General features: G+C 58.4%; 8 protein-coding genes and 2 tRNA genes. 8 read left to right on the forward strand and 2 right to left on the reverse strand.

The genetic code is table 11. The features are described from left to right. Window positions 1–113 precede the first annotated feature (113 nt). The 8 genes from tig to SKTS_RS09445 all read left to right on the forward strand — a co-directional run bounded on the left by tig (window position 114) and on the right by SKTS_RS09445 (window position 8,468). Window positions 114–1,412: a trigger factor gene (gene tig / locus SKTS_RS09410; protein WP_173063759.1), complete on the forward strand. Its 1,299-nt coding sequence runs from the start codon at window positions 114–116 to the stop codon at window positions 1,410–1,412. Beyond that, window positions 1,413–2,042, forward strand: coding sequence for an ATP-dependent Clp endopeptidase proteolytic subunit ClpP (clpP, locus tag SKTS_RS09415; RefSeq protein ID WP_173063763.1), 630 nt, complete (start codon window positions 1,413–1,415; stop codon window positions 2,040–2,042). Window positions 2,043–2,066: 24 nt separating this feature from the next. Next, entirely contained in the window at window positions 2,067–3,323 is a 1,257-nt protein-coding gene (gene clpX / locus SKTS_RS09420; RefSeq protein ID WP_173063766.1) for an ATP-dependent Clp protease ATP-binding subunit ClpX, read from the forward strand. A gap of 149 nt (window positions 3,324–3,472) precedes the next feature. Next, complete coding sequence (lon, locus tag SKTS_RS09425; protein WP_173063769.1) at window positions 3,473–5,893, forward strand: endopeptidase La; 2,421 nt, start codon at window positions 3,473–3,475, stop codon at window positions 5,891–5,893. A gap of 110 nt (window positions 5,894–6,003) precedes the next feature. After that, the gene (locus SKTS_RS09430; RefSeq protein ID WP_173063772.1) at window positions 6,004–6,276 is read left to right on the forward strand and encodes an HU family DNA-binding protein; all 273 of its coding nucleotides are present in this window, start codon (window positions 6,004–6,006) and stop codon (window positions 6,274–6,276) included. 48 nt (window positions 6,277–6,324) lie between these two features. After that, a tRNA-Val gene (locus tag SKTS_RS09435) sits at window positions 6,325–6,400 on the forward strand. 17 nt (window positions 6,401–6,417) lie between these two features. Next, window positions 6,418–6,494 (forward strand) — tRNA-Asp (locus tag SKTS_RS09440). A gap of 66 nt (window positions 6,495–6,560) precedes the next feature. Continuing rightward, window positions 6,561–8,468, forward strand: coding sequence for a SurA N-terminal domain-containing protein (locus SKTS_RS09445; RefSeq protein WP_173063775.1), 1,908 nt, complete (start codon window positions 6,561–6,563; stop codon window positions 8,466–8,468). Window positions 8,469–8,580: 112 nt separating this feature from the next. On the opposite strand, the gene SKTS_RS09450 is transcribed toward SKTS_RS09445, so the two are convergent. Together SKTS_RS09450 and mfd are read right to left on the reverse strand one after the other, a co-directional pair. Next, window positions 8,581–9,825 (reverse strand): DUF1015 domain-containing protein, encoded by a 1,245-nt coding sequence (locus SKTS_RS09450; protein WP_173063778.1) that lies wholly within the window; start codon window positions 9,823–9,825, stop codon window positions 8,581–8,583. 10 nt (window positions 9,826–9,835) lie between these two features. Further along, a complete protein-coding gene (gene mfd, locus SKTS_RS09455; protein ID WP_173063781.1) occupies window positions 9,836–13,270 on the reverse strand; it encodes a transcription-repair coupling factor in 3,435 nt (1,144 codons plus the stop codon). Window positions 13,271–13,272 lie beyond the last annotated feature (2 nt).

A 13,272-nucleotide genomic window follows, 5' to 3' on the forward strand; every position in this document is an offset into this window, starting at 1 on the left:
GACGCTGATTATGTTACAATTAAAAACTGTTTGAGTTGCGCCGCGCAATGGCGATGGGGCCTGATAAGGCCCTGCAAGGTACAGAATATTTAGCGATTTTTAAGGGATGAATGATGCAAACGGAAAATGTGAACCCGCTCGAAAGAACTCTGGATCTGGCCGTATCTCTGGCGCAGTTCGAGGCGGATGTGGAAAGCCGACTGAAAAAAATGGCGCGCACGGTCAAAATGCAGGGCTTCCGTCCCGGCAAGGTGCCCATGAAAATAGTTGCGCAGCAGTACGGCGGTCAGGTGCGTCAGGAAGTCTTGGGCGAGTCGGTGCAGAAAAGCTTCGCTGATGCAGTGCAGCAGCAGCAATATAGAGTCGCCGGGTATCCGCGCATCGAACCCAAGGGCGACCAGGGTGACGCCAGTTCGATGGTATTCGCCGCCACGTTTGAAGTTTATCCCGATGTGGTGCTGGGCGACATCAGCGCTGTTTCGATCGAGCGTCCAGTGGTTGCCGTGGGTGACGATGAAGTCAATAAGACGCTTGATATCCTGCGCAAGCAGCGCGTAGATTATCAGGCGGTCGAGCGCGCTGTTGCGAACGGCGACCGGGTCAATGTGGATTATCGCGGCACGCTGGATGGTGTCGAATTCGCCGGCGGTCAAGCCAAGGGCTTCAGCCTGGTGATCGGCGAAGGCCGTACCCTGGTGGATTTCGAGAGCCAGTTTGTAGGCATGAAAGCGGGCGAGAGCAAGAGTTTCGATATGACCTTCCCGGCCGATTACCACGCCAAGGAATTGGCTGGAAAAACTGTGACTTTCGCAGTGACAGTTAATTCGGTGCAAGAACCCAAACTGCCTGAACTCGATGCGGACTTCGCCAAGACTCTGGGCGTGGCCGACGGCGATCTGGCCAAGATGCGCGAGGAAATTCGTGCCAGCCTCGATCGCGAAGTCAAGAAACGCGTGCAGGACAAGCTCAAGACCCAGGTTATGGAATCGCTGCTCGAAGCGACCAAGGTGGATTTGCCCGGTGCACTGGTTGAAATGGAAATTGAGCGCCTGATGGAACAAATGCGCCAGACCATGAGTCAACAAGGCGTGCAGATGCTGGAAGGCATGGGATCGCCGGATTTGCACCGCGACCAGGCAAAACGTCGCGTTGCTCTGGGCTTGATTTTGGCGGAAGTGGTCAAATCTAACGAGCTCCAGGCCAAGCCGGAGCAGGTGCGTTCACAGGTTGAAGAATTGGCGCAGAGCTATGAAGATGCGGATTCGGTAGTGAAATATTTTTACTCCAACCCGCAACAAATGGCTGAAATTGAATCCCTGGTGCTGGAAGGTAACGTGGTCGAGTGGGCTCTGACGCGAGCTAAGGTTGTGGACAAGCCGACCGTTTTTGATGAATTGATGGGGAAATCGTAAATGATTGAGATGAGCAACTGGGAGCCACAGAACCTCGGCTACATCCCGATGGTTATCGAGCAGAGCGGGCGAGGCGAGCGCGCTTATGATATTTATTCGCGCCTGCTGAAAGAGCGTGTGGTGTTTCTGGTGGGGCCGGTCAATGAAATGACCGCCAATGTAGTAGTGGCCCAGTTGCTGTTTCTGGAGTCGGAGAATCCTGACAAGGACATCTCTCTCTATATCAATTCCCCGGGTGGCTCCGTGACTGCGGGAATGGCCATTTACGATACCATGCAGTTCATCAAGCCCGATGTTTCCACCCTGTGCATCGGTCAGGCGGCCAGTATGGGCGCCTTGTTGCTGACTGCCGGCGCAGCGGGCAAGCGCTACAGCCTGCCTAACTCGCGCATGATGATTCACCAGCCGCTGGGCGGATTTCAGGGCCAGGCATCGGACATCGAGATTCACGCCAAGGAAATTCTTTTCCTGCGCGAGCGCCTCAATGGAATCCTTGCAAAACATACCGGTCAGACCATCAAGGCCATTGAAAAAGATACCGATCGTGATAACTTTATGAGTGCGGAACAGTCGGTGAAGTACGGCTTGATCGACAAGGTGCTTGTCAGCCGCGCCGAAGCAGCGGCTTGATTGACTCCATTTTAGGATAGAACGATGGCAAAAGATTCAGGCAGTGAAAAGTTGCTCTATTGCTCATTCTGCGGCAAGAGCCAGCACGAGGTGCGCAAGCTGATTGCGGGACCCTCCGTGTTTATTTGCGACGAATGCGTGGATCTGTGCAATGACATTATCCGCGAGGAAGTGCGCAACGATCAGTCCAGCAAGGGTACGATTTCCGATCTCCCTTCGCCACAGGAAATCTGCCGCATTCTGGACGAATATGTCATCGGCCAGGCCCAGGCGAAACGCACCCTGTCCGTCGCGGTATATAACCACTACAAGCGGCTGAAAAACTATAACAAGGACGACGAGGTCGAACTCGCCAAGAGCAATATTCTGCTGATCGGCCCGACCGGGTCGGGCAAGACCTTGCTCGCACAGACGCTGGCCCGTCTGCTGAACGTGCCTTTCGTTATGGCGGATGCCACTACGCTGACCGAAGCCGGCTATGTCGGCGAAGACGTCGAGAACATCATTCAGAAGCTGCTGCAAAAGTGCGATTACGACATTGAGAAGGCGCAGCGCGGCATAGTCTATATCGATGAAATCGACAAGATTTCGCGCAAATCCGACAATCCGTCCATCACCCGCGACGTGTCTGGCGAGGGCGTGCAACAGGCGCTGCTCAAACTGATCGAGGGAACGACGGCCTCGGTTCCGCCGCAAGGTGGACGCAAGCACCCCAACCAGGAATTCGTTCAGGTGGATACCACCAACATCCTGTTTGTCTGCGGTGGTGCTTTCAGCGGGCTGGAAAAAGTGATACGCAACCGCTCCGAAAAGGGCGGCATCGGCTTTGGCGCCGAGGTAAAGAGCAAGGACAACCGCAAGGACATCGGCGAAGTGTTGCGCGAAGTGGAGCCGGAAGACTTGATCAAGTATGGCCTGATTCCGGAATTCGTCGGGCGTCTGCCGGTGGTGGCGACGCTGGAAGAGTTGGACGAAGCCGCCATGATCCAGATCCTGACCAAACCCAAGAACGCGCTTACCAAGCAGTACCAGAAGCTGTTCGCCATGGAAGGCGTGGAACTGGAGTTCCGCGACGATGCCCTGGATGCCATCGCCAAGAAAGCGCTGGCGCGCAAGACCGGGGCGCGCGGGTTGCGTTCCATTCTGGAGCACTCCCTGCTGGATACCATGTTCGACTTGCCGTCCCTCTCCAACGTAAGCAAGGTGGTGGTGGATGACGGCGTGATCAGAGGCGAAGGCAAGCCGCTGATGATTTACGCCGACCAGCCCCAGGTGGCTTGATGCATGTTGCACCGGAAGCGCTGCGCTTCCGGTGTTTTTCTCTTTGCAAACCCTTCCGCTTGCTGTAGTTTATTTTCCTGTCCGGCTTGAAATTGCCCGGCTCCTCCTTAATTTTGAAATTATGTAGCATTTATTAAGGCGAACACCCCATGTCGTTACAAACACACGAACCTCTTTCCGAAACCGTCAACCTTCCGCTGTTGCCATTGCGCGACGTGGTGGTTTTTCCGCACATGGTGATCCCCCTGTTCGTCGGGCGCCCCAAATCCATCAAGGCGCTGGAAGCCGCGATGGAGTCCGGCAAGCATATCTTGCTGGTGGCGCAGAAGTCCGCGGCCAAGGACGAGCCGACGCTGGATGACCTGTATCACGTTGGCAGTGTCGCCAGTATTCTGCAGATGCTTAAACTGCCCGATGGCACAGTCAAGGTGCTGGTGGAAGGCAATCAGCGCGCGGAAGTGAGCGAATTCTTCGATGGCGAGGAATATTTTTCCGCCCAGGCCAAAGTGATTCCGCCCGAAGCGGAGAATGACAACGAAACCGAAGCCATGATGCGCAGCGTGTTTGCGCAATTCGACCAGTACGTCAAGCTGAACAAGAAAATTCCGCCGGAGATCCTCACCTCTCTCGCCAGCATCGACGAGGCCGGGCGTCTTGCCGATACCATCGCCGCCCACTTGCCCCTCAAACTGGAACAGAAACAGCAGGTGCTGGAAATGTTTCCGGTGCGTGAGCGTCTGGAGCACCTGCTCGGCCTGCTCGACGCCGAGATCGATATTCTCCAGGTCGAGAAGCGCATCCGCGGGCGTGTCAAACGCCAGATGGAAAAAAGCCAGCGCGAGTATTACCTCAATGAGCAGGTAAAGGCGATCCAGAAAGAACTCGGCGATATGGAAGAAGGCGCCGACCTGGACGAGCTGGAAAAGAAGATCAAGGCCGCCCAGATGCCCAAGGAAGCCAAGGCCAAGGCCGAGGCGGAATTGAAGAAACTCAAGCTGATGTCGCCGATGTCGGCGGAAGCAACGGTGGTGCGCAATTACATCGACGTGCTGGTGGGTTTGCCGTGGAAGAAGAAAACCAAGATCAGCAAGGATCTCGCCGTTGCCGAAGCAGTGCTGGAAGAAGACCACTACGGCCTGGACAAGGTCAAGGAACGCATCGTCGAGTACCTCGCGGTGCAACAGCGCGTGGACAAGCTCAAGGCGCCCATTCTGTGCCTGGTAGGGCCGCCTGGCGTGGGCAAGACCTCGCTCGGGCAGTCCATCGCGCGCGCCACCAACCGCAAGTTCGTGCGCATGGCGCTGGGCGGCGTGCGTGACGAATCCGAGATCCGCGGCCACCGCCGTACCTATATCGGCTCCATGCCGGGCAAGATATTGCAGAGCATGAGCAAGGTGGGGGTGCGCAACCCGCTGTTCCTGCTGGATGAAGTGGACAAGATGGGCATGGATTTCCGCGGCGATCCGTCCTCGGCGCTGCTGGAGGTGCTCGACCCGGAACAGAACCACACTTTTGTGGACCACTACGTCGAAGTGGAGTACGACCTTTCGGACGTGATGTTCGTCGCGACTTCCAACACCATGAACATTCCGGCGCCGCTGCTGGACCGTATGGAAGTGATCCGCCTCTCCGGTTATACCGAAGACGAGAAGGTCAATATCGCGATGCGCTACCTGCTGCCCAAGCAGTTGAAAACACATGGCCTGCAAGAAACCGAAATCAACGTGCCGGAAAGCGTGGTGCGCGACATCGTGCGTTACTACACACGTGAGGCCGGCGTGCGCAGCCTGGAGCGCGAGATCGCCAAGATTTGCCGCAAGGTGGTGAAAGAGTTGCTGCTCAAGAAGAGCAGCAAGAAAATTTCGGTTACCACGCGCAACCTGGATAAATATCTCGGTGTTCAGCGCTTTACCTTCGGTGTTGCCGAACAGCACAACCAGGTAGGGCAGGTGACTGGTCTGGCGTGGACCGAAGTGGGCGGGGAACTGCTGACCATCGAAGGAGTGGCGTTACCCGGCAAGGGCAAAATGACCACTACCGGCAAACTGGGCGAGGTGATGCAGGAGTCCATCCAGGCCGCGCTATCCGTGGTTCGCAGCCGTGCGCGTGCGCTAGGCATCGCCGAGGATTTCTATCAGAAGAACGATATCCACATCCACCTGCCGGAAGGCGCCACGCCAAAGGATGGACCGAGTGCAGGTATCGCCCTGACAACGGCAATGGTTTCCATTCTGACCGGGATACCGGTGCGTGCCGACGTGGCAATGACCGGAGAAATCACCCTGCGTGGCGAAGTCTTGCCGATTGGCGGCCTGAAAGAGAAACTGCTGGCGGCACATCGTGGCGGTATCAAAGTGGTGCTGATTCCGCAGGAAAACGTCAAGGATCTGGTTGAGATTCCGGACAATATCAAAGGCAAACTTGAAATCCATCCGGTTAAATGGATCGATCAAGTCTTTGATCTTGCGCTGGAACGAAAGCCGCAACCACTGCCGGAAAAAACCGATGAGGTGACACCCTTGCCGGCGGTCGTGGAAGACAAAGCGGAAGTCTCTGCCGTCAAGCACTGAACTATTTGGCAGGAATCGGCGCAGAACCGCTTGACACAAGGTTTTGCGGCTTGATATAAAGCTGATGCTGGACTGTATGCTACTTCAACCGAACTGAAAGGGGACTACACGTGAACAAATCCGAGCTGATTGATTCCATCGCCAAAGATGCTGATATGTCCAAGGCCGCTGCTGGCCGAGCACTGGATGCTGCTGTTGCTGCCGTTAAGGGTGCCTTGAAAAAAGGGGGCATGGTAACTTTGGTCGGTTTCGGTACCTTTTACGTGGGCAAACGCGCCGCACGTAACGGACGTAATCCGCGTACTGGCGCTACCATCAAGATCAAGGCAGCGCAGACTCCTAAATTCAGGGCTGGTAAAGCGCTCAAGGATGCTGTAAACTAGCCGCTCTTTGATTTTGAAGCGGATCGAAAGAGCCGGATTAAAATCATTGGGTGCTTAGCTCAGCTGGTAGAGCGTCGCCCTTACAAGGCGAATGTCGGCGGTTCGAACCCGTCAGCACCCACCAGTAGGGCACAAGTTTTTGGAGTGGTAGTTCAGTTGGTTAGAATACCGGCCTGTCACGCCGGGGGTCGCGGGTTCGAGTCCCGTCCACTCCGCCAAATCAAGGGTGAACTTCGGTTCACCCTTTTTTCTTTCTCGCAGCCAAAACTATTCAGGTTTGAACCATGCTAGAAGCCATACGTGAACACGCTCAAGGCAAGATTGCCAAAATAATTCTCGCCCTTATTACCGTCCCTTTCGCGTTGTGGGGCGTCGACTCCTATCTGAAAAATGCCGGGGATGGTCCCATAGCCGCCAAGGTAGGGGGGCAGGAGATACCGCAGGCGGAATTCGCCCAAGCCCTGAAAGACCAGCAGGAGCGCATGCGTTCAGCACTGGGCAAGAACTACGACGCGGCCGTCATGGATCGCCCGGAGATGCGCAAATCGGTGCTGGACGGGCTGATCAACCAGCGCCTTATTCTGGCTGAAGCGGCGCATGAAGGGCTGGCTATTTCCGATGCCCAACTGGTTCGCATTATTGCCGGCATAGAAGCTTTCCAGGAAAACGGCAAGTTTAACCAGAGCCGCTATGAAACATTGTTGCGCCAGCAAAACATGTCTCCAGCCACGTTCGAGCATCGCTTGCGTCAGGATATGCTGGTGCAGGTAGCTCAGGACGGTATAGTTCACCCTGCCTCGCTGCCCAGGAGCGTGGCAGAAAGGCTGATGCGAATCAACGAGCAGCAGCGTGACGTTAGCCAGGCGGTGATGCCGATTGAACAGTTCATGTCGCAGTCCAAGGTCGACGCTTCTGCGGTCAAGGACTATTACGACAAGCATCAAAGCGAATTCAAGCTTCCCGAACAGGTTCGGCTGGAATATGTGGTCCTGTCTGCTGAGAGCCTGATGTCCAAAACGAGTGTGAGCGAGGATGAAGTCGCCGCTTATTACAAAGAGCATTCAGCGCAGTTTACGCAGCCGGAGGAACGTCAGGCCAGCCACATATTGATCAGCGTTGCGGCGAATGCCGGTGCGGCGGAAAAGTCCGCAGCGGAAGAAAAGGCGCGCAAGGTTTGGCAGGAAGCCAAGGATAACCCCACTAATTTTGCGCAACTCGCCAAGCAGTATTCGCAGGATCCGGGTTCTGCAAGCCAGGGCGGTGACCTGGGTTTCTTTGCGCGCGGGGCGATGGTAAAGCCTTTTGACGACGCGGTATTCAAGATGGCACCAGGCGAATTAAGCCGGCCCGTGCAGTCGGATTTCGGTTATCACATCATCAAGCTGGTGGCAGTCAAACCCGCAAAGACACGTTCGTTGCAGGAAGTGCACGGCGAAATTGAGCTGACGCTGAAAAAGCAGAAGGCCGGGAAAAAATTCGCCGAAAGTGCAGAAAATTTCAGCAATGTGGTGTACGAACAAGGCGATAGTCTCAAGCCTGTCGCACAGCAACTGGGTTTGCAGGTCGAGCAAAGCGCTTGGGTGAGCCGCAAGGGCAGCGATATGCCGCTGCTCAACAACCCTAAACTGCTAGATGCAGTGTTTTCCGACGATGTGCTGAAAAACAAACGCAACAGCGAAGCAATCGAGGTGGCGCCGAATGTCCTGGTTTCTGCGCGTTTGCTGGAATACAAGCCAGCAAGCATGAAACCGCTGGAAGAGGTTGATGCTGTGCTGTCTCAACGTCTGCAACGCCAGCAGGCTGCGGCGCTGGCTGTGAAATGGGGCAAGGATGCCCTGGCGCAACTGCAGCAGGGTAAAACGCCTGCTGGGTTGAACTGGAGTGCGGCCCAGGCCGTCAGCCGAATTAAACCGGCAGGGCTGGAGCCGGCTGCGCTGAAAGAGGCCTTCAAGCTTAAATCAGACAAGCTGCCGGGCTATGCCGGTATTGAGAATGCTCAAGGTGGATTCACCCTGATCAAGCTGACACGGGTTATCGAGGCCGGTGCCCTGGATGAAGCCAGGAAGCAGGCTTATGTGCAGCGCTTCTCGAACATGCTGGAGCAGGAATATGCCGCGGACTACCTGACAAGCCTGAAGCTGAGAACCAAAATCGACATCAAACGCGAAAGCCTGGAAAAGACCGAGCGTTAAATTGGTAATGGGTGATGGGGAATGGGTGATTTCATTTTCCCCTCACCCCTCACCCCTCACCCCTCACCCCTCACCCCTCACCCCTCACCCCTCACCCCTCACCCCTCACCCACTAATCCAGTACGTGCGACACCAGGCCATCTGCCAGCTTGGGTTCGAACCAGGTGGATTTGGGCGGCATTACTTCTCCGGCGTCTGCCACTGCCATCAGGTCTTCCATGCTGGTTGCGAACAGGGCGAATGCCACCGCCATCTCCCCGCTATCGACGCGCTTTTCCAGTTCCGCCAGTCCCCGGATGCCGCCGACGAAATCGATGCGTTTGTCGCGGCGCGGGTCGCTAATGCCCAGTACGGGTGCGATCAGGTTGTTCTGCAACAGGCTCACGTCGAGGCGTGCCACAGGGTCGGCGACCGGGATCAGGTCCGCATTGACGCTCAGGCGATACCATACGCCGCCGAGATACATGCCGAACTCGCCCGGTTTTGCAGGTTTGAACTGGCCAGTGGCTGATTCAACGCTGAACTTTTCCCCGACGCGTGCCAGGAATTGCGCCTTGCTCAGTCCATTCAGGTCAGTCATCACCCGGTTGTAATCCATGATTTTCATTTCATGGTGCGGGAAAATCACCGAGAGGAAATAGTTGTAGCTTTCTTCGCCATTGTGTTGCGGATTGGCAGCCTTGCGGGCCGCCGCCACGCGCGAAGCCGCCGCCGAGCGGTGGTGGCCGTCGGCGATGTAGATGGCGTGCATGGCGTCGAAAGCCGCCGTCAGTTGGGTGATCGCAGCCGCATCGCGGATCAGCCAGATGGTGTGGCGGATACCGTCGTCCGCGGTGACGTCCGCCTCCGGCTGGCCTTGGCTGGCCTGAGCGAGAATGGCGTCCACGGTCGGAGCAGCAGGGTAGGCGAGCAATACCGGGCCGGTCTGGGCGTTGAGCGCATCGATCTGGCGTACCCGGTCGTCTTCCTTGTCGGGGCGAGTGAACTCGTGCCTGCGGATGCGGTTGGTGTCGTAATCCGCTACCGAGGCAGCCGCCACCAGCCCGGTCTGGCTATGTTCACCCATGACGATCCGGTAGGCGTAATAGCAGGGCGCTGCGTCCTGGGCAAGCACGCCGGCAGCCAGCATTTTCTGCAGGTTTTCCGCGCCCTTGGCATAAACCGCTGCGGCATACGGGTCGGTCTCCGGCGGCAGGTCGATTTCCGGCTTGGAAATATGCAGGAAGCTCCATGGCTTTCCCGTGACACGTATGCGTGCCTCGGCCGTGGACAGCACATCGTAGGGCGGGGCCGCGACGTCGCTGGCAAATCCAGGGGCCGGACGCAGGCCGGAAAAGGGGCGGATCAGATGGGTCATGCGGATGTCCTTATTGCAGTCGCTTGAAGAATTGTTTGATGGCGCCAACCCGCTGCTCGATATCCGGCAACGGGGCGGTAATCCTGATTTTATCGGGTCCGGCCAGCTTGCAGCCGGGTTGCTTCTGGATGAACTGAATGATTTTAACAGGGTCGATCGGCGGGTTGGGCACGAATTGCGCCACGATGGCTTCGCTGCTGGCGTCGATTTTTACAATGCCTAGCGGCTTGGCGAGAATGCGCAGGTGGTGCGTTTCGAGCAAGGCCGTGGCGGGCGGCGGCAGCAGTCCGAAGCGGTCGATCAACTCCTCGTGCAGAACGTCCAGCTCGTCCTGGCTGTCGCAGTTGGCGAGCCGCTTGTACAGCGTCAGGCGCTGGTTGATGTCGCCGCAATATTCCTTGGGCAGCAGCGCCGGGGTGTGCAGGTTGATTTCCGTGGTGACGCACAGCGGCTGGGCGAGATCCGGTTCCTTGCCGTCCCTGAGCGCTTTCACCGCCTGGTTGAGCATGTCGGCGTAAAGGCTGAAACCGATCTCCTGCATGTCGCCGCTCTGGCCTTCTCCCAGTATCTCGCCCGCGCCGCGGATTTCCAGGTCGTGCATCGAAAGGTAAAAGCCCGCCCCCAGGTCTTCCATCATCTGAATCGCTTCCAGGCGTTTTTTCGCCTGCGGCGTCAGCGCTGCTTCATCGCCGGGGGTGAGCAGGTAGGCGTAAGCCTGGTGGTGCGAGCGCCCGACACGGCCGCGCAGCTGGTGCAGCTGGGCCAGGCCGAACTTGTCGGCGCGGTTCATGATGATGGTGTTGGCAGTGGGGATGTCGATGCCGGTTTCGATGATGGTGGTGCACAGCAGTACATTGAAGCGCTGCTGGTAGAAGTCGCGCATGATGTGTTCCAGTTCGCGCTCGCGCAGTTGGCCGTGGGCCACGCCGATGCGCGCCTCGGGCAGCAGCTTGGCGAGTTTTTCCTGCACGTTGAGGATGGTTTCCACCTCGTTGTGCAGGAAATACACCTGGCCGCCGCGCTTCAGCTCGCGCAGCACCGCCTCGCGGATCACGCCGTCGCTGTGGGGTGCGACGAAGGTCTTGATGGCCAGGCGTTTTTGCGGCGCGGTGGCGATGACGGAAAAGTCGCGCAGGCCTTCCAGCGACATCGACAGGGTGCGCGGAATGGGTGTGGCGGTGAGCGTCAGCACGTCCACCTCGGCGCGCAAGGCCTTGAGCTGCTCCTTCTGGCGCACCCCGAAGCGGTGTTCCTCGTCCACGATCACCAGGCCGAGGTTGTTGAATTTCACGTCCTTCTGGATCAGCTTGTGGGTGCCGATGACGATGTCGATATTGCCCGCAGCCAGTCCCTTGAGTGCCTCGGTCTGTTCCTTGGCGGAGCGGAAGCGCGACAGTTCCGCGATCTTCACCGGCCAGTCGGCGAAACGGTCGGAAAAGTTGTTGAAATGCTGTTCCGCGAGCAGCGTGGTGGGCACCAGGATCGCCACCTGCTTGCCGTCGGCGACCGCGACGAAAGCCGCGCGCAAGGCGACTTCGGTCTTGCCGAAGCCGACGTCGCCGCACACCAGCCGGTCCATGGGGCGACCCGAGGTCATGTCCTCGATCACCGCCTGGATCGCGGCGGCCTGGTCGGGGGTTTCCTCGAAGTCGAAACTGGCGGCGAAGGCCTCGTAATCGCGCGGGTTGAGCTTGAAGGTATAGCCCTGGCGCGCGGCGCGCTGGGCATAAAGATTGAGCAGTTCGGCTGCGGTATCGCGCGCCTGCTGCTGCGCCTTCTTCTTCGCTTTTTCCCATTGTCCGCTGCCGAGCCTGTGCAGCGGTGCCGAATCGGGCGCCGCGCCGCTGTAGCGGCTGATGACGTGGAGGTTGGACACCGGCACGTAGAGCTTGTCGCTGCCGGCATACTCCAGGTGGAGAAACTCGGTTTCCCCTTCGCCAAGGTCCAGGTTGACCAGGCCGAGGTAGCGCCCGATGCCGTGCTGCTCGTGCACCACCGGGTCGCCGACCTTGAGCTCGGAAAGGTCGCGCAGCATGTTCTCGACGTTGCTCTTGCGCGTCGACTCGCGCAGTCGCGACTGGCGTACCTGGGTGGCGTAGAGCTCGGTTTCGGTGATTAATGCGAGTGAGGGGTGAGGGGTAAGGTGTGAGGCGTCGGCGGTGAGGAGAAAGCCGGTGGACAGGCCCCCCGCGCCCAGCATGAAACGCTCCGTGCTGGATTCGAATTGAGCAAAGTTTTCGCACATGGCAGGTTTCAGGCCATGCTCGGCCAGGTACTGGGCCATGGTTTCGCTCCGTCCCAGGCTTTCGGCCACGAGCAGGATGCGGCCGTTGAAGCTTTCCACGAAGCCGCGCAGTTTTTGCACCGGGCTTTCGGCGCGGCGATCCACCTGGACCGGCGGCACGGGCAGCGTCAGGGCAGGCTGATCCGCGTCACTCCTGATTTCGACGCGCGGGAACGGGCGGATGGCGCCGAAGAAAGTGTCCACCGAGAGAAACAGTTCTTCCGGCGGCAGCAGCGGACGGTTGCGGTCGCCGCTCAGCAGGCGGAAACGCGAGCGGGTGTCGAGCCAGAACTGTTCTGCCGCGCCTTCGAGGTCGTGGTGCAGGCAAAGCAGGGCATTCTCCGGCAGGTAGTCGAGCAGCGTCGCGGTGTGGTCGAAAAACAGTGGCAGGTAATACTCGATGCCCAAGGGGGCGAGGCCGTTGCTGACGTCCTTGTAGAGCTGGCTTTTAGACGGATCGCCCTCGAATTTTTCGCGGAAGTTCTGGCGGAACAGGCTGATGCCGGCTTCATCCAGGGGGAATTCGCGCGCCGGCAGGAGGCGCACTTCCTTGACCGGGTAGATGCTGCGCTGGGTGTCCACATCGAAGGTACGGATGGACTCGATTTCCTGATCGAACAGGTCGAGCCGGTAAGGCACCGCGCTGCCCATGGGGAACAGGTCCACCAGCCCGCCCCGCACCGAGTACTCGCCCGGCGTGAGCACCTGGGTGACATGGGTGTAGCCCGCCAGGGTGAGTTGCTGGCGCAGGGCGTCGAGGTCGAGCTTCGTGCCCTGGTTGAGGAAAAAAGTGTGAGCGGCCAGGAACTCGCGTGGCGGCAGGCGGTAGAGCGCAGTGGTGACCGGCACGATGACCACGTCGCAGGCATTGTGGGTGATCTGGTAGAGCGTCGCGAGGCGTTCGGAAACCAGGTCCTGGTGCGGGGAGAACTGGTCGTAAGGCAGTGTTTCCCAGTCCGGCAGCAGATGCACCGCGAGCTGCGGGGCAAAAAACGGCAGCTCATCACGCAGCCGCTGGGCTTGCCAGGCGGTCTCGGTCAGGATCACCAGCGGGCGGGCTTGGGTCGCCAGTTGGGCCAAAGCCAGGGCGTCGCTGGAACCGTGCAGGCCGGTGTAGCGGATGCGTTGCCCGGGAGCGGGAAGAGGCTGGTGAAGTAACATCG

The sequence above is a fragment of the Sulfurimicrobium lacus genome (assembly GCF_011764585.1).
Lineage (GTDB): Bacteria > Pseudomonadota > Gammaproteobacteria > Burkholderiales > Sulfuricellaceae > Sulfurimicrobium > Sulfurimicrobium lacus.